The organism is Streptomyces sp. NPDC088910, from assembly GCF_044749865.1.
Lineage (GTDB): Bacteria > Actinomycetota > Actinomycetes > Streptomycetales > Streptomycetaceae > Actinacidiphila.
The window spans coordinates 139,207-162,151 of record NZ_JBIVIV010000001.1; the positions used below are offsets into that span (position 1 = coordinate 139,207).

Below are 22,945 nucleotides of genomic sequence, written 5' to 3' on the forward strand. Positions count from 1 at the left end.
GATTGGGCAACGGGCGCGTGCCGCCCCGCTGATGTGGCGGAATACGATGCCCCGGGCCGGGCCGGGCCAACCAACCGGCCGCAGCACAGGACCTCGACCGAATAGGACCCCCTCCACCGTGACTGCTCTGACACTCAGTACCTCCTCCGCCGCAGCGTTGCGTGCGGACGCCGTCGTCGTGGGCGTGACCAAAGGGGCCAAGGGCCCCAAGGTCGCACCGGGGGCGGAGGCGGTGGACAAGGCGTTCGACGGAAAGCTGGCCGCCGTACTGGAGACGCTGGGCGCCTCGGGTGCGGACGGCGAGGTGACCAAGCTCCCGGCACCCGCGGGCCTGAAGTCCGCGGTGGTGGTCGCGGTCGGCCTCGGCGACACCCCCGAGGACGGCACCGGCTTCGACGCCGAGGCGCTGCGCAGGGCCGCGGGCGTCGCCGCCCGCGCGCTCGGCGGCGCGAAGAAGGCGGCGTTCGCGCTGCCCGCCGCCGACCCGGCGGACCTGGAAGCGGTCGCCACCGGCGCGCTGCTGGGCGCGTACGCGTTCACCACGTACCAGGCCGAGAACGGCAAGGGCACGCTCGGCGAGGTCGCCGTGACCGGTGCCAAGCCGCGCGACAAGGCGCACAAGGCCGCGGCGGCCCGCGCCGTCGCGGTGGGCGCCGAGGTGAACCGGGCGCGCGACCTGATCAACACCCCGCCCAACGACCTGAACCCGAAGGCGTTCGCCGCCGCCGTACAGGCGGCGGGCAAGGAGCACGGCCTCAAGGTCGAGGTGCTGGACGAGAAGGCGCTGGCCAAGGGCGGCTACGGCGGCATCCTCGGCGTCGGCCAGGGCTCGGCGACGCCGCCGCGGCTGGTCCGGGTGGCGTACACCCACGCCAAGGCGACCCGTACCCTCGCCTTCGTCGGCAAGGGCATCACGTACGACTCGGGCGGCATCTCGCTGAAGCCGCCGGGGCACAACGAGACGATGAAGTGCGACATGAGCGGCGCCGCCGCGGTGTTCGCCGCGGTCGTGGCGACCGCGAAGCTCGGCCTCGAGGTCAATGTGACCGGCTGGCTCGCGCTGGCCGAGAACATGCCGGGCGGCGGCGCCACGCGCCCCGGCGACGTGCTGAAGATGTACAGCGGCACGACGGTGGAGGTGCTGAACACCGATGCCGAGGGCCGTCTGGTGCTGGCCGACGCGCTGGCCCGCGCCTCCGAGGAGGCCCCGGACGCGATCGTCGACGTGGCGACGCTGACCGGCGCGATGGTGCTGGCGCTGGGCGAGGGCCGGTTCGGCATCATGTCGAACGACGACGGCTTCCGTACCCGGATCCACACCGCGGCGCTGGCCGCGGGCGAGGACTCCTGGCCGATGCCGCTCCCCAAGGAGCTGCGCAAGACCTTCGACTCCCCCACCGCCGACATCGCCAACATGGGTGTGCGGCCGGGCGGCGGCCTGATCGCGGGGCTGTTCCTGAAGGAGTTCGTCGGCGAGGGCATCACCTGGGCCCACCTCGACATCGCGGGCCCCGCCTTCCACGAGGGCGCGCCCTTCGGCTACACCCCCAAGGGCGGCACCGGCACCGCGGTCCGCACCCTGCTCAGCCTGGCCCACCAGGCCGCGGACGGCGATCTCCTCTGACCGCCGCGCCGCACCCTGCTCCGAACAGGTGAGATAGGTCACTTACGGCCCCGGACGGCGCGTCCGGGGCCGTATTCGACGGGTCTCACCCCACAGGCCGATGACCCGTCCGCCGCGAACAAGTGCGAAGATGTGGTTCGGCACGACAGGGCCCCCTTTTAGACAAAGCGGCCGAACCAAAGCCGCCGCCCGGTCATGGTGGACCGGCTCCGGCGAACCCATGCATGGAGGACGTGACGTGGCGAACGACGCCAGCACTGTTTTCGACCTAGTGATCCTCGGCGGCGGCAGTGGCGGCTACGCAGCCGCGCTGCGTGCCGCGCAACTGGGACTGGACGTCGCCCTGATCGAGAAGAACAAGCTCGGGGGCACCTGTCTGCACAACGGCTGCATTCCCACCAAGGCGCTGCTGCACGCCGGTGAGATCGCGGACCAGGCTCGCGAGAGCGAGCAGTTCGGCGTGAAGGCCACCTTCGAGGGCATCGACATCGCGGCCGTCCACAAGTACAAGGACGATGTGATCGCGGGCCTGTACAAGGGCCTCCAGGGCCTGGTGGCCTCGCGCAAGGTGACGTACATCGAGGGCGAGGGGAAGCTGTCCTCCCCCACCTCGGTCGATGTGAACGGCCAGCGGATCCAGGGCCGGCACGTCCTGCTCGCGACCGGTTCCGTACCGAAGTCGCTGCCGGGCCTGACCATCGACGGCGACCGGATCATCTCCTCCGACCACGCGCTGGTCCTGGACCGGGTGCCGCAGTCGGCGATCATCCTGGGCGGCGGCGTGATCGGCGTCGAGTTCGCCTCGGCGTGGAAGTCCTTCGGCACCGACGTGACCATCGTCGAGGGTCTGCCGCACCTGGTGCCGGTCGAGGAGGAGAACAGCTCCAAGCTGCTGGAGCGCGCCTTCCGCAAGCGCGGCATCAAGTTCAACCTGGGCACCTTCTTCCAGAGCGCCGAGTACACCGACAGCGGTGTGAAGGTCACCCTGGCGGACGGCAAGACCTTCGAGGCCGAGGTGCTGCTGGTCGCCATCGGCCGCGGCCCGGTCTCGCAGGGCCTGGGGTACGAGGAGCAGGGCGTCGCGATGGACCGCGGCTATGTCCTGGTCGACGAGTACATGCGCACCAACGTGCCGACGATCTCGGCCGTCGGCGACCTGGTCCCGACGCTCCAGCTCGCGCACGTCGGCTTCGCCGAGGGCATCCTCGTGGCGGAGCGGCTGGCCGGTCTCAAGACCGTGCCGATCGACTACGACGGTGTCCCGCGCGTCACGTACTGCCACCCGGAGGTCGCCTCCGTCGGCATCACCGAGGCGAAGGCCAAGGAGCTGTACGGCGCGGACAAGGTCGTCACGCTGAAGTACAACCTGGCGGGCAACGGCAAGAGCAAGATCCTCAAGACGTCCGGCGAGGTCAAGCTCGTCCAGGTGCGCGACGGCGCCGTCGTCGGCGTCCACATGGTCGGTGACCGGATGGGTGAGCAGGTGGGCGAGGCCCAGCTCATCTACAACTGGGAGGCGCTGCCCGCCGAGGTCGCGCAGCTCATCCACGCGCACCCGACCCAGAGCGAGGCGCTCGGCGAGGCCCACCTGGCCCTCGCGGGCAAGCCGCTGCACTCGCACGACTGACCCTCCTCCACGCCACCCCATCCGCACAGATCGTTAGGAGTAACCGCAACCATGGCGGTTTCCGTAACCCTGCCGGCGCTCGGCGAGAGCGTGACCGAGGGCACTGTCACCCGCTGGCTGAAGGCCGAGGGCGAGCGCGTCGAGGCCGACGAGCCGCTGCTCGAGGTCTCGACCGACAAGGTCGACACCGAGATCCCCTCCCCCGCGTCCGGCGTGCTCGCGTCCATCAAGGTCGCCGAGGACGAGACGGTCGAGGTCGGCGCCGAGCTGGCCGTCATCGACGACGGCAGCGGCGGCGGCGCGCCCGCGGCTGCCCCGGCTGCGGCGGCCGAGCCCGAGCCCGCCCAGGCGCCCGCGGCTCCCGAGCCCGCCCAGGCACCTGCGGCTCCCGAGCCCGCTCAGGCGGCTCCGTCCACCGAGCAGGCGGCGCCCGCGCCCGCCCCGACCGCCGAGGCGGCCAGCGGTGGCGGCGGCGCGAGCGGTACCGACGTCGTCCTGCCCGCGCTCGGTGAGTCCGTCACCGAGGGCACCGTGACCCGTTGGCTGAAGGCCGTCGGCGAGAGCGTCGAGGCCGACGAGCCGCTGCTGGAGGTCTCGACCGACAAGGTCGACACCGAGATCCCGTCGCCGGTGGCGGGCACCCTGCTGGAGATCCTGGTCCAGGAGGACGAGACCGCGGAGGTCGGCGCGAAGCTGGCCGTGGTCGGCGCCGCTGGTGCCGCCCCGGCCGCGGCACCCGCGCCCGCGGCCCCGGCTCCCGCCGAGGCACCCGCCCCGACTCCGGCTCCGGCCCCCGCGGCTCCCGCCCCCGCCGCACCGGCTCCCGCACCGGCCGCTCCGGCCGCTCCGGCACCGGCCCCCGCGCCTGTCGCCGCCGCACCGGCTCCCGCGCCCGCCGCGCCCGCGCCCGCCGCTCCGGCTCCGGCGCCCGCTCCGGTGGCCCCGGCCGCCCCGGCTCCCGTCGCCACCAGCGGTGACGACGGCGCCTACGTCACCCCGCTGGTCCGCAAGCTCGCCTCGGAGAGCGGCGTGGACCTCGGCTCGGTGCGCGGCACCGGCGTCGGCGGCCGCATCCGCAAGCAGGACGTCATCTCCGCCGCGGAGGCCGCCAAGGCCGCCGCGTCGAAGCCGGCGCCCGCCGCGGCCCAGAAGGCGGCGCCCTCGGTGTCGCCGCTGCGCGGCCAGACGGTCAAGATGACCCGGATGCGCAAGGTCATCGGCGACAACATGATGAAGGCCCTGCACTCGCAGGCGCAGCTCACCAGCGTCGTCGAGGTGGACCTGACCCGCGTGATGCGGCTGCGCAACGCGGCGAAGGACGCCTTCGCGGCCCGTGAGGGCGTGAAGCTGTCCCCGATGCCGTTCTTCGTCAAGGCGGCGGCCCAGGCGCTGAAGGCCCACCCGGTCATCAACGCCCGGATCAACGAGGACGAGGGCACGATCACCTACTTCGACTCCGAGAACATCGGGATCGCGGTGGACTCCGAGCGCGGTCTGATGACCCCGGTCATCAAGGGTGCGGGCGACCTCAACATCGCCGGTATCGCCAAGAAGACCGCGGAGCTCGCGGGCAACGTGCGGGCCAGCAAGATCACCCCGGACGACCTGGCGGGCGCGACCTTCACGATCAGCAACACCGGTTCGCGCGGCGCGCTGTTCGACACGGTCATCGTGCCGCCGAACCAGGCCGCCATCCTCGGTGTCGGCGCGACCGTCAAGCGCCCGGTGGTCGTCGAGACCCCCGACGGCACGGTCATCGGCGTCCGGGACATGACGTACCTGGCGCTCTCCTACGACCACCGGCTGGTGGACGGCGCGGACGCCGCCCGTTACCTGACGGCGGTCAAGGAGATCCTCGAAGCGGGCGAGTTCGAGGTCGAGCTGGGCCTGTAAGGCCGCACACGGGCCTGTACGGCGTGTACGAAGGAGCCCCCGTCCCTCTTCCGGGACGGGGGCTCCTTCGCGTCCCGGCGGGCCCCCGCAGCGGCCTGCGGGGAGGCAGCGCCGCTTCCTGGTCGTATCGTCTATGTCACGCAAACCGTGAAGGAGCGCCCCATGGCCCCTGCCGTCGTCCAGCACCTGGTCGTCCACAGCCTGCGTGAGCAGATCCGGGAGCACATCCTCGAAGGCATCGTGAGCGGGCGCTGGAAGCCGGGCGAGCGGATCGTGGAGCGCCGGATCGCGGTGGAGCTCCAGGTCAGCCAGACGCCGGTGCGGGAGGCGCTGCGGGAGCTGGAGACGCTGCGGCTGATCGAGTCCGCGCCGAACAAGGGCGTACGCGTACGGAGCCTGACCGCCGCCGACCTCAAGGAGAGCTATCCGGTGCGCGCCGGGCTCGAACAGGTCGCCGCGGAACTGGCCGCGGCCCGGCTCGCCGCCGACCCCGCCGCCCTCGAGCGCGAGGTGGCCGCCCTGCGCGACGCCGACGCAGCCCTGGACAGCGAGGCCCAGGTCAGGCACACCGTCGCCTTCCACCACGAGCTGGTGCGCGCGGCCGACAACGCGGTGCTGCTGCACGCCTGGGAGTCGCTGGGCATCGAGGTCTGGACGACGCTGTCCATCCGCTGGCTGAGCCCGGAGCCCCGCCCGTACGCGGCCGAGCACCAGGACATAGTCGACGCCTTCGTACGCCGCGACCCGGACATCTGCGGTCTCATCAAGTCCCACGTCCTGAGCTGCGCTCCCCAGGTCTGACGACATCCCCGCGGCCCCGGCGGCCGGCGGTTTCCGTGACATGCAAGGCCACAAGGCCGAGGCACCCCGTGCCTTAAGGTCTGGCACCCCGTGCCGTCTTGGAATTACTGGCCCGGAAGCCATTGATCGATCATCGATCGTCGGCGTATCGTCGTCGGTGGGGAACAGCCCTGTCGTGCCGACAAGCGCATTCCCCACCCCCAACCTCCGTTCGAAGGCGGCACCCATGCCCGACGACGTACGCCCCCCGCGGGGCCAGCTCGACCAGATCCCGGACCGCGACCCGGAAGAGACCTCGGAGTGGCTCGCGTCGCTGGAGGCGGTCGCCAAGGCGGCCGGTCCGCACCGGGCCGCGTATCTGATGCGTCGCACCCTGGAAAGCGCCGGGGCGGGCGTCGGGCTTCCGTCGCTGCTCGAAACCGAGTACATCAACACGATCCCGACCTCCGCCGAGCCCGCCTACCCGGGCGACGAGGCACTGGAGGCGCGGATCACCGCGTGGAACCGGTGGAACGCGGCGGCCATGGTCACCCGCGGCAGCCGCCTGGGCCTCGGCGGCCACATCGCGACCTTCGCCTCGGCGGCCTGGCTCTACGAGACCGGCTTCCAGCACTTCTTCAGGGGCAAGGAGGGCGCGGGCAGCGGGGACCAGCTCTATCTCCAGGGCCACGCCTCCCCCGGCATCTACGCCCGCGCGTTCCTCGACGGGCGGCTGACCGAGGGCCAGCTCGACCGCTTCCGCCAGGAGGCGAACGGCGACGGCCTGCCCTCGTACCCGCACCCGCGGCGGCTGCCCTGGCTGTGGGAGTTCCCCACCGTCTCGATGGGCCTCGGCCCGCTGTCGGCGATCTACCAGGCGCGGTTCAACCGCTATCTGGAGCACCGCGGCATCAAGGACACCTCGGACTCCCACGTGTGGGCGTTCCTCGGTGACGGCGAGATGGACGAGCCCGAGTCGACCGCCGCCCTGGCGCTGGCCGGCCGCGAGGGCCTGGACAACCTCACCTTCGTCATCAACTGCAATCTCCAGCGGCTCGACGGCCCGGTCCGCCCCAACTTCAAGATCGTGCAGGAGCTGGAGTCCCAGTTCCGCGCGGCGGGCTGGAACGTGGTCAAGTCGCTGTGGGGCGCGGCCTGGGACGACGTGCTCGCCCAGGACGTGGACGGCGCGCTGCTCAAGCGGCTGCGCGAGGTCCCGGACGCGCAGTTCCAGACGTACGCCACGCGGGACGCGGCCTATCTGCGCGAGCACTTCTTCGGCGCGGACCCCTCGCTGCGCACGATCGGCGCCCGGCTGACCGACGCCAAGCTGACCGAGCTGTTCCAGAGCTCGCGCGCGGGGCACGAGCCGCGCAAGGTCTACGCGGCCTACCGCGCGGCCGTCGAGCACAAGGGCGCGCCGACGGTGATCCTGGCGCAGACCGTCAAGGGCTGGACGCTGGGCGCGGGCTTCGAGTCGCGCAACGCCAACCACCAGATGAAGAAGCTGACGGGCGCTCAGTTCCGTACGATGCGCGACCTGTTGGAGCTGCCGATCCCGGACAGCGCGCTGGACGCGGACGTGGTCCCGTACTGGCACCCCGGGGAGAACTCGCCCGAGGTGCGGTACCTGCGCGAGCGGCGGGCGGCGCTCGGGGGTCTCGCCCCGGCCCGCAAGGTGGTCGCCAAACCGCTGCCGCTGCCGCCGGACAAGGCGTACAAGGCACTGGAGAAGGGTTCTGGCACGCAGGAGATCGCCACCACGATGGCGTTCGTGCGGCTGGTCAAGGACCTGATGCGGGAGAAGGAGACCGGCCGCCGCTGGGTGCCGATCGTCCCCGACGAGGCCCGCACCTTCGGCATGGAGTCGCTGTTCCCCTCCGCGGGTCTGTACTCGCCGAAGGGGCAGACGTACGACCCGGTCGACCGCGACCAACTCCTGTACTACAAGGAGGCGAAGGACGGTCAGATCCTCAACGAGGGGATCACCGAGGCCGGTTCGCTCGCCGACTTCACGGCCGCCGCGACCGCGTACGCGACGCACGGCGAGCCGATGATCCCGTTCTACATCTTCTACTCGATGTTCGGCTGGCAGCGGACCGCCGACCAGTTCTGGGCGCTGGCCGACCAGCTCGGCCGCGGCTTCGTGATCGGCGCCACCGCGGGCAAGACCACGATGACCGGCGAGGGCCTGCAACACGCCGACGGCCACTCGCACTTGATCGCCTCCACCAACCCGGCGGCGCTCTCGTACGACCCGGCGTTCGCGTACGAGGTCGCGGTGATCGTCCGCGAGGGTCTGCGGCGGATGTACGGGCCGGACGCCGAGGACGTCTTCTACTACCTGACGGTCTACAACGAGCCGAAGGTGCAGCCCGCGATGCCCGAGGGCGTCGAGGACGGCATCCTCAAGGGCCTCTACCGCTTCCAGCAGGCGCAGGACCCGGCGGCGGACGCGGCCAGGCTGCAACTGCTGGCGTCCGGCACCGCGATCCACTGGGCGCTGGACGCGCAGCGGATGCTGGCGCAGGAGTGGGGTGTGGCCGCCGACGTGTGGTCCGCGCCGTCCTGGACCGAGCTGCGGCGCGAGGCGCTGGAGTGCGACGCGGCCCGGCTGCGCGGCGAGGAGCGGGTGCCGTACGTGACGCGGGCGCTGGAAGGCGCGCCGGGTCCCGTGGTCGCGGTCAGCGACTGGATGCGGGCGGTGCCCGACCAGATCGCGCAGTGGGTGGAGCAGGACTGGACGTCGGTGGGCACCGACGGCTTCGGCCTGTCCGACACCCGCGACGCGGCCCGCCGCCACTTCGGGGTGGACCCGCGGTCCCTGGTGGTCGCGGCGCTCGCCGCGCTCGCCCGGCGCGGCGACATCAAGCCCGAGACGGTCAAGGAGGCCGCCGAGCGGTACGGCCTGTAAGGCCGATGGCGGACGGGCGCGGTACGCGCCCCGTCCGCGCCCCGAACAGCCCTGGTACGGCCGCGCGCGGACCTTCGCACCCCGCGCGGCCGTATCCGCCTCAGAGAATATTCATAGGTTTCAGCAGACGTTTCCGGCCACCCGCGAGTCACCCCGTGCCACCGGCCGCGGCGGCCCTCCGCAGAGCCCGCGAAACCGCGCGCGGCCCGTACCGTACGGGATGTGCGGCGGTACGGGTGCGGCCCGGTGGAACGCGAGAGGTGCGTGAATCGGCTAGCGCCCGCTCCCGTCCTGGCCGGAAAGAGATTGCGGGCGCATACAGCTACCGGCTACGTTCCCTCGGATGCCACCAAATCCCAGCCCTCTGACGGCTCCGACCGCCGAGGATTTCCGCGCCTGGCACCGGGTGCAGTCGGCCGCTCTCGCACACGACCGGCCAGGTGAGCCCGTGCTGTCCGCCACCGCCCTCCAGGCGAAGCTGACGACGACGGGGAACCGCAGCAGGCTGCTGCTGTGGCTGGTGCGCAACGCGAACGAGGAGCCGGTGGCCACCGCGACCCTGCGGCTGTTCAGCGAACCGGGGCGCAGCCACCTCGCCGAGGTCAGGATGACCGTCCACCCCGCCTACCGGCGGCTGGGCACCGGCTCGCGGCTGCTGTCCACGGTGACCGAGGCCGCGGCCGAGGCGGGCTGCCGCAGCGTGGTCACCGAGGTCATGGCGGGTACCCCGCACGAGGGATTTCTGGCCACCCGCGACTTCCATCCGGTCCTGCGGCTGACCTGGCAGCGGCTCGCGCTCGACGACGTACCCGACCGTATCCACAAGCTCCCCGACGTCCCGCACCCCGGCTACCGGCTGACGTCCTGGGACGGGGTCGTCCCCGACGCGCTCGCCGAGAGCTTCGCGGACGCCCGGCGCGCCATGGACGACATGCCGACCGGTGCCATGGACTTCGGCGAGGTGCGCTGGGACGTGGCCGCGGTCCGCGAGGCCGCCGAGGTGATCGCCCGGCGCGGCGAGCAACTGCTGACGGTCGCCGCGGTGGACGCGCTCGACGGCTCCGTCGCCGGTTACACCGAGCTGGTGATCCCGGCGGAGGGCGCGGGCACCGCCCAGCAGTACGACACGGCCGTCCTCCCCGCGCACCGCGGCCACGGCCTCGGGCTGTGGGTGAAGGCCGAGATGCTGCGCCGGGTACGGGAGGAATTCCCGCAGCTCACCGCCGTGCAGACGGACAACGCCGACGACAACCGCCACATGCTGGCCCTCAACACGGCGCTCGGCTTCCGGCCGCTGCGCCGCACGGTCGAGTACCAGCTCACCCTCGGTCGGCGCTGACCCCCCGGACCTCGTACAGTGGGCGACCCACCCCGCACGGATGGAGTCCGTAACGACACGGGCGCATCCGGGGCACTCCGCGTGCGGGTGCGCGCGGCAACCGGGAAGCTGGACCAGTGATGGACGAGACGGAGTTCTGGGAGATCGTCGACCGTACGCGAGAGGCGGCGGACGGCGATCCGGAGGAGCATGCCGACCTGCTGATCGAGCGGCTGGCCCAGCTCGACCCGGACTCCGTGGTGGACTTCGCCCGGCACTTCGAGACCCGGTTCGTCCGGGCCTTCCGCTGGGATCTGTGGGGCGCCGCCGACATCATGCTGGGCGGCGCGGACGACGAGTCCTTCGACTACTTCCGCTGCTGGCTGATCGGCCAGGGCCGCCATGTCTTCGAGGGCGGTCTGGCCGCCCCCGACGACCTGGCCTTCCTCGTCACCGAGTTCGACCCGGAGACGGACGGCGACGCGGAGGATCTGGGCTACGCGGCGGACGAGGCGTACGAGCAGCTCACCGGGGTCCGGCTGCCGGACCTCGAACTCGCGCAGCCGGAGCAGCCGGAGGGTGAGTCGCTGGACATGGACGACGAGCGGGCGATGGCGGAGCGGTATCCGCAGCTGTGGTCGCGCTTCGGCTGAGCCGGCTCTGGCGGCGCGGTTCTGTCGGGTTCTGTCGGCGCGGCTCTGTCGCTCGGCTCGGCTCTGTCGGCGGGGCTCTGTCGGCTCGGTTCTGTCGACGGGGCACCGTCGGCTCGGTTCTGTCGGCTCGGTTCTGTCGGCTCAGACCGCCGTGAGGTCGACCGCCCGGCCCATCAGGACGTCGTCCACGTAGGCGCCGTCCAGCAGGAACTCCCCCGGCAGCACGCCCTCCACGGCGAAGCCGACCGACTCGTAGAGCCGCCGGGCCGGGGCGTTGTGCCCCAGCACCCGCAGGGTGATCCGGACGGCGCCCTGCCGCCGCGCCTCGGCGACGGCGGCGTCCATCAGCGTGCGCGCGATGCCGCGCCCGCGCGCCCAGGTGTCGACGGCCAGACCCTGTATCTGCCGCACATGCGCGTTGCAGGCCAGGGCGGTCGGCGGGACCAGCTTGAGATATCCGGCCAGCCGGCCCTCGGCCTCGGCGACCAGGACGTACCGGTGTCCGTCGGGCGAGCCGTAGAAGGCGGCGCCGGGCGCCGGGGCTGGCTGTACGGAGTGCAGCGGGGACCAGGTACGGGCGTCGAGCGCCGCGAGGGCGGAGTCGTCGGCGCGGGTCGCGGGCCGGACGGTCGCTGAGGTCATGCCGGTCACTGTGTCATGGCGCGCCGCGCGCCGGCATCGGACGTCCCGGGCCGTCGGCGGGCACAATGCGAATATGCGTATCGCAGTCACGGGTTCCTCCGGTCTGATCGGCTCCGCCCTGTCCCGCTCGCTCGCCGCGGACGGCCACGACGTCGTACGGCTGGTGCGGCGCGCGCCCGTCGGTCCCGCCGAGGTGCGCTGGGATCCGGCGCGCGGCACGGTGGACACCGCGGGTCTCGAGGGCTGCGAGGCCGTCGTGCACCTGGCGGGCGCCGGGATCGGCGACCGCCGCTGGACCGACAGCCGCAAGAAGGAGCTGGTGGACAGCCGGGTGCTCGGCACCGGCGCCGTCGCCAAGGCCGCCGCCGCGCTCGACACCCCGCCTCGGGTCCTGGTCAGCGCGAGCGCCATCGGCATCTACGGCGACACCGGCGACACGGCCGTCGATGAGGACAGCCCGGTGGGCAGCGGCTTCCTGGCCGAGCTGTGCCAGGAGTGGGAGGCCGCGGCCGATCCCGCCCGCGCGGCCGGCATCCGTACCGTCCACCCCCGTACGGGTCTGGTCGTCGCCAAGGGCGGCGGCGCGTGGGCGCGGCTGTTCCCGCTGTTCAAGGCCGGGCTCGGCGGACGCCTGGGCGACGGGCGGCAGTTCTGGAGCTTCATCGCCCTGCACGACGAGGTGGCCGCCATTCGCCACGCGCTGGACACGGCCGATCTGTCCGGGCCGGTCAACCTCACCGCGCCCGAGCCGCTGACCAACCGTGAGATCACCGCCGAGATGGGGCGCGTCCTGCACCGCCCCACCGTGGCCGCGGTCCCGGAGTCCGTCCTGCGCCTGGTCCTCGGCGAACTGGCCCAGGACGTCACCGGCAGCCAACGGGTCCGCCCCAAGCGCCTCTTGGACTCCGGCTTCCGCTTCGCCTTTCCCGAATTCGCGCAGGCCGTGACGGCGGCTCTCGCCGAATAGCCGCTGCCGCGGCGCCTACGACGGCGGGGCGGGGCGGCTCGCGGGCGGCGGGGCGTCGCACGGGCGGCGGGGCGGCTCGCGGGCGGCGGCCGGAGAGGTGACCAGGCCGGAGAGGTGACCGGGCCGGAGAGGTGACCGGGCCGGAGACATTCGGCCGGGGGTGCCGAAAAGCGCTGGATAAGGGCTGGAATCGGCGGGTTGCCCCGGCATCAGATGGCTTTGATGAGGGCATGACCTTTACCAGCGTTCTGCGACGCCTCGGGCGTGACGCCGACGTGAGCGGGGATTCGAACCCGACCTCGGGGAGGGGCACAGTGCTCTCACCAGCACGCCGTGACGTCGCGGGAATCGTGGACGTCGTCGTGATCGGCGCAGGCATATCCGGGCTGTCCGCCGCGCATCAACTCATCGGCGGCGGCCTGTCGGTCACCGTCCTGGAGGCCGCCGACCACGTCGGCGGCCGCATGGCCACCGACGTGGTGGACGGCTTCCGGCTCGACCGCGGCGCTCACCTGCTCAACACGTCCTATCCGGAACTGCGCCGCACGCCGGGGCTGCGGGGGCTGCCGCTGGCGCCGCTCGCGCCCGGCGCCCTGGTCAGAGCCGACGGGCGCGGTTACCGGGTCGGTGACGCGCGCGGCTCCCGTACCGTTCGCGGCTCGGCCCGTGCCCCGATCGGCTCCACGCTGGACCGGGCCCGGCTCGGCACCACCCTCAACCGCCTTGCCGCGACGCCCGCCTCACGGCTCGCCAGCCGCCCCGAGACGACCGCCGCGCGGGCGCTGAGCGCACGCGGTTTCGCGCCGCGGACCGTCGAGGGCTTCGTACGGCCGCTGCTGGCCGCCCTGTTGTGCGACCCGGAGCTGCAAACCTCCAGCCGCTGCGCCGACTTGGTGCTGCGCGGCTTCGCCCGCGGCCGTACGTGCCTGCCCGCGACGGGCGCGGCGTCCGTGCCGCGGCGGCTCGCCGCGGGGCTCCCGCCGGGCGCGGTACGGCTCGGCACGCGCGCGGTGCGGGTCGCCGTCAACTGCGTGCAGACCGAGGACGGCACCGAACTGCCCTGCCGGGCCGTGCTGGTGGCCACCGGGGCGCGGGCCGCGGCCGAACTCCTGCCGGGGCTGCGGGTGCCGTCCTTCCACGAGGTCACCGTCCTGCACCACGCGGCGCCCGTCCCACCCGTACGCGAGCCAGTGCTCGTCCTCGACGCCGACCGCATGGGGCCCGTCTCGCACACTCTCCCGGTCAGTGAGATCGACCCGAGCCGGGCGCCGGCCGGGCGCGCCCTCGTCACGTCCGTCGTCCTCGGGCCGCCGCCCGACGGGGCGGGCGACAAGACCGTCCGCGCTCACCTCGCCGAGCTGTACGAGACCTCCACCGACGCGTGGGAGCTGCTCGCCGTCCACAACGATCCCGAGGCCGTGCCGGCCATGCCCGCGCCCCACGATTTGCGGCGTCCCGCCCGGCTCCTCGACGGTCTCTACATCTGCGGTGCCCACCGCACCACCAGCACTCCCCAGGGCGCCCTTCTCTCCGCCCGCCGCGCCGCCCACAGCATCCTCCGCGACGCCGTCCCCCACCCCGCCGACACCCCCACCCCCCAGGCCGCCTAGCCCCTGCCCCACCGGGGCCTCTTCTTCGCCCGCGCCACCGTCAGTGGCCGAGCGCGCACTTCCCCGCGCCCCTCAAAAGACCGGCTCACCGCCCCGACGAAAGACAGTCGCCCCGCCAGGGGCGCGAGGAACTGCGCGGGCGACCCACCACCGGCTGGTGGTCCGGGGAGCCACCGAACCGCCCCACCGGGACCGGTGGTGACCCGCAGGAGCATCGTGGCTGAGCGCGCAGTTCCCCGCGCCCCTAAAAGGATCGGCTCGCCGCCCCGACGAAAGACGGCCCGCCCCGCCAGGGGCGCGAGGAACTGCGCGAGCAACCCACCACCGGCCCGGTGGACCGAACACAACCGAGCTGCCCCGCCGGGGCCGGTGGTGACCCGCAGGAGCATCGTGGCTGAGCGCGCAGTTCCCCGCGCCCCTAAAAGGATCGGCTCACCGCCCCGACGAAAGACGGCCCGCCCCGCCAGGGGCGCTGGGGGCACCTCCCGGCCGGAGGCTGGGGGAGGAACTGCGCGAGCAACCCACCACCGGCTGGTTGGTCCGGGGAGCCACCGAACTGCCCCGGCGGGGCGGGGGGAACGTCAGGGGACCGCGCCCCTGGGGGGGACCCACCTGCGGGAGGTGGGTAAGGGACCGTGACCGGAGGTCGTCATGGGGCGACCAGCCCCAAGGCGACGGCGCGCTCGCGGAAGGCGCGAACGGCCGCGGCATCGCGATACGGCTCGAGGCGCCGCCCGAAGTCCCGCACGTACTCGACGGCGCGAGCCGACCGCATCTCGGTGGCCTGCTGCATGACCTCGATGCCGAGAGCACAGGCGACGTCCACCTCCCCGAGCCCGAGGCGAGCGGAAGCGAGCACGGTGCGGCAGAAGAGCCGGCTGCGGGCGTACGCGGGGGCGCGGAGCTGGAGGGAGCGCTCGGCGTGCTGCGCGGCGGCCCGGTGCAGTTGGAGGTCCCGGTGGCAGTGCCCGAACTCGTCGGCGAGCTGGGCCTCGTCGAAGAAGCGCGCCCAGGAGGGCACCTCGTCACCGGAGCGGGCCGCCCCGAGCGAGCGTTCGGCCCGCGCGAGCGCCGCGGAACACGCGCGGATCTCACCGAGCAGCCCGTGCCCGCGCGCCTCGGCACTGTGCAGCAGGGCCTGGACGACGGCGGGCGCGCCGGAGCCGACGCCCTGTTGGGCGACCCGGGCGAGCTGGACGGCCTCGCGGCCGTGCCCGAGGTAGACGGCCTGGCGGCTCATGGTGACGAGCACGTAGCCGCCGTAGACCCGGTCCCCCGCGGCCTGCGAGAGCCGTAGCGCCTGGACGAAGTAGCGCTGCGCGAGCCCGTGCGCGCCGATGTCGTACGACGTCCATCCGGCGAGCCGGGTGAGGTCGGCGACGGAGGAGAACAGGCGGCGGCCGAGTGCCTCGCCGTAACTGCCGCGCAGCATCGGCTCGGCCTCGTGCTCCAGGTAACGGACGAGGGCCTGGCGGGCGTGGCCGCCGCCGTACGCGTGGTCGAGCCCCCGGAAGAGGTCGCCGACGGCGCGCAGGGCGGCGATGTCACCGGCCCCGACCTTGGCGCGGGGCGGCCCGGCCTTGGCCGCGAGCCCCGGCCCCGGCGCGGGTCCGGGCGCGGCGGACGGCGGGAGCCCCAGGGGGCCGGGGCCGCGGCTCTGCGCGGGCACCCGTACCGGCGTGGCGTCGGCGCCCCGCGCGACCCTCTCGTCGGCGCGGCCGATCAGCCAGTCGCGGCTGGGCACGACGAGCCCGGCCGCGGTGAAGGCGATCTTCCGCAGCTCCGTCTGGTTGCCGGTGTCCTTGCGCCACAGGCCGCTGACGATGTCCACCGCCTCGTCGGGCGACCCGGCGAATTCGAGGCCCGCGTAGACCGGCGCGCACGCGTCGAGCCCGAGGTCCTGGGCGGAGAGCCGGCGGCCGAGCCGTTGGGTGAAGACCTCGGCGATCAGCGCGGGTGTGGTGCCGCGTGGCTGCTGGCCGCGCAGCCAGCGGGTCACCGAGGTCTTGTCGTACCGCAGGTCGAGGCCGTGCTCTATGCCGAGCTGGTCGACCCGGCGGGCGAGCCCCGCGTTGGAGAAGCCTGCCTCCGCGATCAACGAGGCGAGTCTGCTGTTGGGACGGGTCGGGGTTCGCTGCGTGGAACGGTCCGTCATCGGCAGTGCGGTCCACTTCCTGGGACTGGGGAGGTAACCGGAACGGCGTGAATGTAACGGTCGGTACCGGGAAGCTCACCGTAAGACCTCGTTATTCGCCCGAATGGGCGATAAGGACCCTCAAGGGTCGGTAAACCGCCCCGGTCGGTCGGAGGCACCGTGCTATGGCGCCGCCTCAAGCCCAGCCCCCACAGGACGGGAAGCTTCGGCCCCGCTCGGGCCCCACGGACCCGCCGCCGTACAGTGGCAGAGGCGCGAAACAAGCACCGCCGGGCACGCAGAGGAGTGGTCATGGGGTTTCCGCAGGACGCCGCGCGGACGGACGAGCTGCGCTTCGTCCACCTGGGGTTCGGGGCCGACGCCGTCGAGTACACCGAGGCGTGGCAGGAACAGCGCCGGGTGCACGCCGCACGCGTCGAGGACGAGATCCCCGACACCTGCCTGCTCCTCGAACACCCGCCGGTCTACACGGCGGGACGCCGTACGACCGACAGCGAGCGCCCGCTGGACGGCACCCCCGTGGTCGACGTGGACCGCGGCGGCAAGATCACCTGGCACGGCCCCGGCCAGCTCGTCGGCTACCCGATCCTGAAGCTGCCGCGCCCGGTCGACGTGGTCGCGCACGTACGCCGCCTGGAAGAGGCGCTGATCCGTACCTGCGCCGAATTCGGTCTGGAGACCACGCGCGTGGAGGGCCGCAGCGGGGTCTGGGTGCTCGGTGACCCGGTGGCGGACCGCCCGGCGGTCAACGGCCTGACCCTCGACCTCGACCCGCGGGTGGGAGCGGGCTCCTCGTCGAAGGGGGGCGAGGCCAGCGAGTTCGACCCGCGACTGAACGGCCCCGAGTACGCGCCCTCCAACGCCGGGCAGCGCCGCGAGGACCGCAAGCTCGCCGCGATCGGCATCCGCGTCGCCAAGGGTGTGACGATGCACGGCTTCGCGATGAACTGCGACCCGGACAACACCTGGTTCGACCGGATCGTGCCCTGCGGCATCCGCGACGCGGGCGTCACCTCGCTCTCCAACGAACTGGGCCGCGACATCGGCGTCACCGAGGTGCTGCCGGTGCTGGAACGGCACCTGGCGGACGTCCTGGGCGCGGTCGTGCCGCTGCCGCGGGCCGTATAGCCGGGGCGGTGGGCCGTACGACGGGGGCTCACGGGCCGTATCGCCGGCCGTACAACCGGGGGCTGACGGCCGGGGCCGGTGGCCGTACCGCCGGGCCTCGGCGGTAGCAGGTATCCGGCCGGGAATGCGGCTACGACACGGCTGGTTGCTTCCAGAGGAAGCCGCACGGATCAAGCCGTACGAATCACGGGCGTACTCTGGTGTTCGCCGAAGAATCGAAGCTTTAGGGAGCCGGTCGTGTCCGCAGTCGCACCCGACGGACGCAAGATGCTGCGCCTGGAGGTCCGCAACAGCCAGACCCCCATCGAGCGCAAGCCCGAGTGGATCAAGACCCGCGCCAAGATGGGCCCCGAGTACACCCAGATGCAGAAACTCGTGAAGAGCGAGGGGCTGCACACGGTGTGCCAGGAGGCCGGCTGTCCCAACATCTACGAATGCTGGGAGGACCGCGAGGCGACCTTCCTCATCGGCGGCGACCAGTGCACGCGGCGCTGCGACTTCTGCCAGATCGACACCGGCAAGCCGCAGGCGCTCGACCGTGACGAGCCGCGCCGCGTCGGCGAGTCCGTCGTCACGATGGACCTCAACTACGCCACGATCACCGGCGTCGCCCGCGACGACCTGGAGGACGGCGGCTCCTGGCTGTACGCGGAGACCGTCCGGCAGATCCACGCCATGACGGCGGCGCGCGAGGGCGGCCACACCAAGGTCGAGCTGCTCATCCCCGACTTCAACGCCGAGCCCGCGCAGCTCGCCGAGGTCTTCGGCTCCCGCCCCGAGGTGCTCGCGCACAACGTCGAGACGGTGCCGCGGATCTTCAAGCGGATCCGCCCCGGCTTCCGCTACGAGCGCTCGCTCGAAGTGATCACCCGCGCCCGCGAGGCCGGTCTGGTCACCAAGTCCAACCTGATCCTGGGCATGGGCGAGGAGCGCGAGGAGATCAGCCAGGCGCTCCAGGACCTGCACGACGCGGGCTGCGAGCTGATCACCATCACGCAGTACCTGCGGCCGTCCGTGCGGCACCACCCGGTGGAGCGCTGGGTGAAGCCCGCGGAGTTCGTGGAGCTGAAGGAGGAGGCCGAGGAGATCGGCTACGCGGGCGTCATGTCCGGGCCGCTGGTCCGTTCCTCGTACCGCGCCGGACGGCTCTTCCAGCAGGCCGTGGACAAGCGGCTGCGGGAGGGCGAGCGGCTGGCCGTGGGCCCGGTGGCGGCGCCCTCCGTATGACCCGGCCGTGACCCCGTCATGGCCCCAGCCGTGACCCCCGTCATGGCCCCGTTCCGACCCTCGGTTCCGACCCTCGTCGTGTGAGTCCGCTCACCGCCGACGACGCCCCGCCGGGCGAGTGACCTGGCGGGGCGCCGTGCTGCCGGAGTGAGGCTTTCATGCGAGATTGACCGAGTGGTCACCGACTGGTAACACGTTGTGGCGACCCTGGTGTCACGCACGGGGCTCTTCGAGTCACCGGCGCTGCCCGCACCACGCGCGTCATCACGTACCGCCCCGCTTTACGTACCGCCCCGCACCTTCCTGCTCCCAGCTCCCAGCTCTCAGCTCTCAGCCGCATATGAGGGGGACGCCATGCCGTCCGAGTCCGTGCACATCCGTCCGGCCGTGGCGCTGCGCGCCGTGGAGTCCTTTCTGCTGCGCGGCGGGCAGCAGACAGCCCGCCGTAACGCCTGGGCAGCCGTCGTCGAGGACCGCCGCAGGGCCCGGGACCGGCGGGAGGCGCAGCACGAGATGGACGCCCTTGTGAGCGCCGCACGGGGAAGCGCCCTCAACGACTGAGCGGGCACCCCCCTCGCGTATCCTGAGCGGCATGGCGAGGAAGGAAACACCCGAGAACCCCGAGAATTCTGGACGACTGAAGCAGATCGTCCAGACCTACAAGATGACCAGGCAGGCCGACCCCAAGGTCGGGCTTGTCGTTGCGGCTGTGGGAATCGTCACCTTCGGTGTCATCCTCGCCCTCGGCTTCTTGATCGGTCACCCCATCTACGCAGGCATCCTTGGCTTCCTGCTGGCCTTCCTCGCGATGGCGGTCATCTTCGGCCGCCGGGCCGAGAAGGCCGCGTTCGGGCAGCTCGAAGGCAAGCCGGGCGCCGCCGCGGCCGTTCTGCAGAATGTCGGACGCGGCTGGACCGTCACCCCGGCCGTCGCGATGAACAAGAGCCAGGACGTGGTGCACCGCGCCGTCGGCAAGGCCGGTGTCGTCCTGATCGGTGAAGGCAACCCGAACCGCGTGAAGGGCCTGCTGGCCGCCGAGAAGAAGAAGGTCAACCGGGTCGTCTTCGACGTGCCGGTGCACGACTTCATCGTCGGCAACGGCCCGGACGAGCTGTCGCTGAAGAAGGTGCGCACCACGCTGCTGAAGCTGCCGCGCGTGCTGTCCGGCCCGAAGACGACCGAGGTGAACGACCGGCTGCGGGCGCTCGGGGACCTGATGAGCAACATGCCGATCCCGAAGGGCCCGATGCCCAAGGGGATGCGGATGCCGAAGGGCCGCTAGGCGGTCGGGCTCGGAGGTCGTTGTACGAAGGGGGTCCGGGGACGCTGTCCCCGGACCCCCTTTTCTGTGCCTTCTTCTGCGTCCCGGCTGGGTCAGATCCGTACCTGTACGGACTTGGCGGCCTTGTCGTGCAGGCCGCGGGTGTCGCGGTCCCAGATGACGGCGGGGACGACGAGCAGCAGCAGCGCCGTACGGATGACGACGGCGACGGCTCCCAGACGGCCGCCGTCGAGGCGTACGACGCGCAGGCCCATCAGCCGCTTGCCCAACGTGGTGCCGACGGTCAGCAGCAGGACGACGCTGACCACGCCGAAGACGACGAGTGTCCAGGTATTGGACTTGCCGGCGTCACGGTGCGCGATCAGGCCGTATGCGATCAGCAGGCAGAGGAACCAGTCGATGAAGAGCGCCACGACGCGGCGCCCCACCGGCGCGATGGAACCCGGCCCGTTCTCCGGCAGTCCGAGGCGCTGCCCGCGGTAGCCGAACTCCACGCCCATCTGCTCGGCGGCGGCACCCGGGCCCGACAGCCACGATCCGATTGCATCCCTGTTGTCCACCCGACCACGGTAACCCGGCGCCGTCCGCGGCCCTACAGCGCGGTCGCGGACGGGGCCTTCCGGACGCCCACCCGTACGGCGCTGCCCGGGTGCCGCCCCGGCGTCGCGGTTAACGCCTCGGAAACAAATGGGTCATGCTGGAGAAATCCCTGATCCCTATGGTCGGGGCAGTGTGCGCCACCGCACTGGCGCGCCTCGAGTTGTCAACCCGACCCGTGGGGCCGGGCCTAGGAGGAGTGGGATGTTCCAGAACGCCGACGACGTCAACCGGTTCATTACGGACGAGGACGTCAAGTTCGTCGACGTCCGGTTCTGTGACCTGCCCGGCGTCATGCAGCACTTCACGGTCCCGGTCTCGACGTTCGACCCGACCGATGAGCTTGCTTTCGACGGCTCGTCGATCCGCGGCTTCCAGGCCATCCACGAGTCGGACATGGCGCTGCGTGCCGACCTCTCGACGGCCCGCGTGGACCCGTTCCGCCGGGACAAAACGCTCAACATCAACTTCTTCATCCACGACCCGATCACCGGCGAGGCGTACAGCCGTGACCCGCGGAACGTGGCGAAGAAGGCCGAGGCGTACCTCGCCTCCACCGGCGTCGCCGACACCGCGTACTTCGGCCCCGAGGCCGAGTTCTACGTCTTCGACAGCGTCCGCTTCCAGACGTCGGCGAACGAGTCGTTCTACCACATCGACTCCGAGGCCGCGGCCTGGAACACCGGTGCGGTCGAGGACAACCGCGGCTACAAGGTCCGTTACAAGGGCGGCTACTTCCCGGCCCCGCCGGTCGACCACTTCGCCGACCTGCGCGCCGAGATCTCCCTCCAGTTGGAGGCCTCCGGCCTCCAGGTCGAGCGCCAGCACCACGAGGTGGGCACCGCGGGCCAGGCGGAGATCAACTACAAGTTCAACACGCTGCTCGCCGCGGCCGACGACCTGATGCTCTTCAAGTACATCGTGAAGAACGTCGCGTGGCGCAACAACAAGACCGCGACCTTCATGCCCAAGCCGATCTTCGGTGACAACGGCTCCGGCATGCACGTCCACCAGTCGCTGTGGCAGGGCGGCACGCCGCTCTTCTACGACGAGCAGGGTTACGCGGGCCTGTCCGACATCGCCCGCTACTACATCGGCGGCATCCTCAAGCACGCGCCGTCGCTGCTCGCCTTCACCAACCCGACGGTGAACTCATACCACCGCCTGGTCCCCGGCTTCGAGGCCCCGGTCAACCTGGTCTACTCGCAGCGCAACCGGTCCGCCGCGATGCGCATCCCGATCACGGGTTCCAACCCGAAGGCCAAGCGCGTCGAGTTCCGCGCCCCGGACCCGTCCTCGAACCCGTACCTCGCCTTCTCCGCCCTCCTCCTCGCGGGCCTCGACGGCGTCAAGAACAAGATCGAGCCCGCCGAGCCGATCGACAAGGACCTCTACGAGCTCGCCCCCGAGGAGCACGCGGGCGTCCCCCAGGTCCCCACCTCCCTCCCCGCCGTCCTCGACGCCCTCGAGGCCGACAACGAGTACCTCCAGGCCGGCGGCGTCTTCACCTCCGACCTGATCGACACCTGGATCGACTACAAGCGCACCGCCGAAATCGCCCCGATCCAGCTCCGCCCGCACCCCCACGAGTTCGAGCTCTACTTCGACATCTAAGCCCGGGCTGCCGCCCCGTGCGGCAACCCCCACCAGATGCACCGGAGCCCCGCCACCTCCCTCCCGGAGCGTGACGGGGCTCCCTCGCGTCGGCGGTGGAATCGATTCCCCAGGACAGCTCCCGTCAGGCCGGAGAAGGCCAGCTGGCTGCGAGGATGACGTCCGCGTGGGCATCGGGCCGCGCTGCCCGTGGTCGTGGTCGGCCGGGTGGCTTCTGCTGATGGTGGTGTGTGCGAGGGGCGTCGGTTATTCGCCGGTGGCGCCGTCGATGGCCTCGCGGAGGAGATCGGCGTGGCCGAGGTGGCGGGCGTACTCCTCGATCACGTGCTCGAGGACGAAGCGCACGTCGGTGGCGCCGAATTCCGGGTTCGGCATGATGCGGGTGAGGTCGGCGGTCACCTTCGTGAAGAGCTGCCGCGACTCCTCGCACGACGTCAGGTAGTCCTCGTAGACGTCCTCGGCGGACGTGGCGTCCGACTCGTCGTACCACTCGTCGCCGTCGGGGGTGGTGTAGGTCCGGTAGGGGAAGAAGCGAGGCGCGGTGTCGGCCAACGTCCGCTGGAACCAGGCACGTTCGACTCCTTGCAGGTGGCGCATGAGCCCCAGCAGGGTCAACGCCGAGGATCGCAGCGGGCGTTGGCGCAGTTGGGCGTCCGTAAGGCCCTCGCACTTCCACAGGAAGGTCGCCCGGTGGTAGTCGAGATTCGAGGCGATCACCTCCAGCCAGGAGCCTGACAGCACGCGGTCGGGCCGCACGATGTTCTGCACCACGATGTCGCTCACGCTGGGGTCTCCCTACCGGTCGTGCTCGGCCGAGTTCGTACGTCCCCAGGAAGACCTCACCGCGTGCCGGAACTCATCGCCCGCCCGCGATTCGAGGAGAGGCGGCCAGGAGCGCGCCGCCGATCTCCACC

18 protein-coding genes are annotated in these 22,945 nt (G+C 71.9%); 14 read left to right on the plus strand and 4 right to left on the minus strand.

Annotated features, from left to right (window positions below):
- The first annotated feature begins 118 nt into the window (after positions 1–118).
- The 7 genes from ACIP4Z_RS00615 to ACIP4Z_RS00645 all read left to right on the plus strand — a co-directional run bounded on the left by ACIP4Z_RS00615 (position 119) and on the right by ACIP4Z_RS00645 (position 10,809).
- A complete protein-coding gene (locus ACIP4Z_RS00615) occupies positions 119–1,624 on the plus strand; it encodes a leucyl aminopeptidase (protein ID WP_355334322.1) in 1,506 nt (501 codons plus the stop codon).
- 238 nt (positions 1,625–1,862) lie between these two features.
- Positions 1,863–3,251, plus strand: coding sequence for a dihydrolipoyl dehydrogenase (lpdA, locus tag ACIP4Z_RS00620; protein ID WP_355334324.1), 1,389 nt, complete (start codon positions 1,863–1,865; stop codon positions 3,249–3,251).
- Positions 3,252–3,302: 51 nt separating this feature from the next.
- Positions 3,303–5,144, plus strand: a complete 1,842-nt coding sequence (gene sucB / locus ACIP4Z_RS00625; RefSeq protein WP_401303877.1) for a 2-oxoglutarate dehydrogenase, E2 component, dihydrolipoamide succinyltransferase — start codon at positions 3,303–3,305, stop codon at positions 5,142–5,144.
- Positions 5,145–5,306: 162 nt separating this feature from the next.
- Positions 5,307–5,945, plus strand: coding sequence for a GntR family transcriptional regulator (locus tag ACIP4Z_RS00630; protein ID WP_355334328.1), 639 nt, complete (start codon positions 5,307–5,309; stop codon positions 5,943–5,945).
- A gap of 226 nt (positions 5,946–6,171) precedes the next feature.
- Positions 6,172–8,838, plus strand: a complete 2,667-nt coding sequence (gene aceE / locus ACIP4Z_RS00635; RefSeq protein WP_391159835.1) for a pyruvate dehydrogenase (acetyl-transferring), homodimeric type — start codon at positions 6,172–6,174, stop codon at positions 8,836–8,838.
- Positions 8,839–9,286: 448 nt separating this feature from the next.
- Entirely contained in the window at positions 9,287–10,177 is an 891-nt protein-coding gene (locus ACIP4Z_RS00640; protein ID WP_391159838.1) for a GNAT family N-acetyltransferase, read from the plus strand.
- 119 nt (positions 10,178–10,296) lie between these two features.
- A complete protein-coding gene (locus tag ACIP4Z_RS00645) occupies positions 10,297–10,809 on the plus strand; it encodes a DUF4240 domain-containing protein (RefSeq protein ID WP_355334336.1) in 513 nt (170 codons plus the stop codon).
- Positions 10,810–10,950: 141 nt separating this feature from the next.
- Here the strand turns inward: ACIP4Z_RS00645 and ACIP4Z_RS00650 are convergent, their stop codons facing one another.
- Positions 10,951–11,451, minus strand: a complete 501-nt coding sequence (locus tag ACIP4Z_RS00650) for a GNAT family N-acetyltransferase (RefSeq protein ID WP_401303883.1) — start codon at positions 11,449–11,451, stop codon at positions 10,951–10,953.
- Between the two features lie 73 nt (positions 11,452–11,524).
- On the opposite strand from ACIP4Z_RS00650, the gene ACIP4Z_RS00655 reads away from it, so the two are divergent.
- Both ACIP4Z_RS00655 and ACIP4Z_RS00660 read left to right on the plus strand, forming a co-directional pair.
- The gene (locus ACIP4Z_RS00655; protein WP_401303886.1) at positions 11,525–12,418 is read left to right on the plus strand and encodes a TIGR01777 family oxidoreductase; all 894 of its coding nucleotides are present in this window, start codon (positions 11,525–11,527) and stop codon (positions 12,416–12,418) included.
- A 314-nt stretch (positions 12,419–12,732) separates the two neighbouring features.
- Complete coding sequence (locus tag ACIP4Z_RS00660) at positions 12,733–14,028, plus strand: NAD(P)/FAD-dependent oxidoreductase (protein WP_355334343.1); 1,296 nt, start codon at positions 12,733–12,735, stop codon at positions 14,026–14,028.
- Positions 14,029–14,677: 649 nt separating this feature from the next.
- Here the strand turns inward: ACIP4Z_RS00660 and ACIP4Z_RS00665 are convergent.
- A complete protein-coding gene (locus tag ACIP4Z_RS00665) occupies positions 14,678–16,183 on the minus strand; it encodes a regulator (protein WP_401303890.1) in 1,506 nt (501 codons plus the stop codon).
- A 291-nt stretch (positions 16,184–16,474) separates the two neighbouring features.
- Here ACIP4Z_RS00665 and lipB point away from each other — a divergent pair, with 291 nt between their 5' ends.
- From lipB to ACIP4Z_RS00685, 4 genes are all read left to right on the plus strand, one after another.
- The gene (gene lipB, locus ACIP4Z_RS00670; RefSeq protein ID WP_401303892.1) at positions 16,475–17,311 is read left to right on the plus strand and encodes a lipoyl(octanoyl) transferase LipB; all 837 of its coding nucleotides are present in this window, start codon (positions 16,475–16,477) and stop codon (positions 17,309–17,311) included.
- A gap of 237 nt (positions 17,312–17,548) precedes the next feature.
- Positions 17,549–18,538 carry a lipoyl synthase gene (gene lipA / locus ACIP4Z_RS00675; protein WP_355334351.1) on the plus strand — a complete coding sequence of 330 codons (990 nt, stop codon included), beginning with the start codon at positions 17,549–17,551 and terminating at the stop codon, positions 18,536–18,538.
- 354 nt (positions 18,539–18,892) lie between these two features.
- Positions 18,893–19,099: a hypothetical protein gene (locus ACIP4Z_RS00680; RefSeq protein ID WP_355334353.1), complete on the plus strand. Its 207-nt coding sequence runs from the start codon at positions 18,893–18,895 to the stop codon at positions 19,097–19,099.
- A 31-nt stretch (positions 19,100–19,130) separates the two neighbouring features.
- Complete coding sequence (locus ACIP4Z_RS00685; RefSeq protein WP_355334356.1) at positions 19,131–19,820, plus strand: DUF4191 domain-containing protein; 690 nt, start codon at positions 19,131–19,133, stop codon at positions 19,818–19,820.
- A 92-nt stretch (positions 19,821–19,912) separates the two neighbouring features.
- On the opposite strand, the gene ACIP4Z_RS00690 is transcribed toward ACIP4Z_RS00685, so the two are convergent.
- Entirely contained in the window at positions 19,913–20,380 is a 468-nt protein-coding gene (locus ACIP4Z_RS00690) for an RDD family protein (RefSeq protein ID WP_188283232.1), read from the minus strand.
- Positions 20,381–20,621: 241 nt separating this feature from the next.
- Between ACIP4Z_RS00690 and glnA the strand changes: the two genes are divergently transcribed.
- On the plus strand, positions 20,622–22,031 hold the full coding sequence (gene glnA, locus ACIP4Z_RS00695; RefSeq protein WP_188283233.1) for a type I glutamate--ammonia ligase: 1,410 nt from the start codon (positions 20,622–20,624) through the stop codon (positions 22,029–22,031).
- A gap of 246 nt (positions 22,032–22,277) precedes the next feature.
- On the opposite strand, the gene ACIP4Z_RS00700 is transcribed toward glnA, so the two are convergent.
- Entirely contained in the window at positions 22,278–22,814 is a 537-nt protein-coding gene (locus tag ACIP4Z_RS00700; RefSeq protein WP_391159951.1) for a DUF664 domain-containing protein, read from the minus strand.
- Positions 22,815–22,945 lie beyond the last annotated feature (131 nt).

What these genes read in the sequence shown, in the direction of transcription:
- sucB (WP_401303877.1), top strand. Translation starts at nt 3,303, where the DNA reads ATGGCGGTTTCCGTAACCCTGCCGGCGCTCGGCGAGAGCGTGACCGAG.
- ACIP4Z_RS00630 (WP_355334328.1), top strand. Translation starts at nt 5,307, where the DNA reads ATGGCCCCTGCCGTCGTCCAGCACCTGGTCGTCCACAGCCTGCGTGAG.
- aceE (WP_391159835.1), top strand. Translation starts at nt 6,172, where the DNA reads ATGCCCGACGACGTACGCCCCCCGCGGGGCCAGCTCGACCAGATCCCG.
- ACIP4Z_RS00645 (WP_355334336.1), top strand. Translation starts at nt 10,297, where the DNA reads ATGGACGAGACGGAGTTCTGGGAGATCGTCGACCGTACGCGAGAGGCG.
- ACIP4Z_RS00650 (WP_401303883.1), bottom strand. Translation starts at nt 11,451, where the DNA reads ATGACCTCAGCGACCGTCCGGCCCGCGACCCGCGCCGACGACTCCGCC.
- ACIP4Z_RS00655 (WP_401303886.1), top strand. Translation starts at nt 11,525, where the DNA reads ATGCGTATCGCAGTCACGGGTTCCTCCGGTCTGATCGGCTCCGCCCTG.
- ACIP4Z_RS00665 (WP_401303890.1), bottom strand. Translation starts at nt 16,183, where the DNA reads ATGACGGACCGTTCCACGCAGCGAACCCCGACCCGTCCCAACAGCAGA.
- lipB (WP_401303892.1), top strand. Translation starts at nt 16,475, where the DNA reads ATGGGGTTTCCGCAGGACGCCGCGCGGACGGACGAGCTGCGCTTCGTC.
- ACIP4Z_RS00680 (WP_355334353.1), top strand. Translation starts at nt 18,893, where the DNA reads ATGCCGTCCGAGTCCGTGCACATCCGTCCGGCCGTGGCGCTGCGCGCC.
- ACIP4Z_RS00685 (WP_355334356.1), top strand. Translation starts at nt 19,131, where the DNA reads ATGGCGAGGAAGGAAACACCCGAGAACCCCGAGAATTCTGGACGACTG.
- glnA (WP_188283233.1), top strand. Translation starts at nt 20,622, where the DNA reads ATGTTCCAGAACGCCGACGACGTCAACCGGTTCATTACGGACGAGGAC.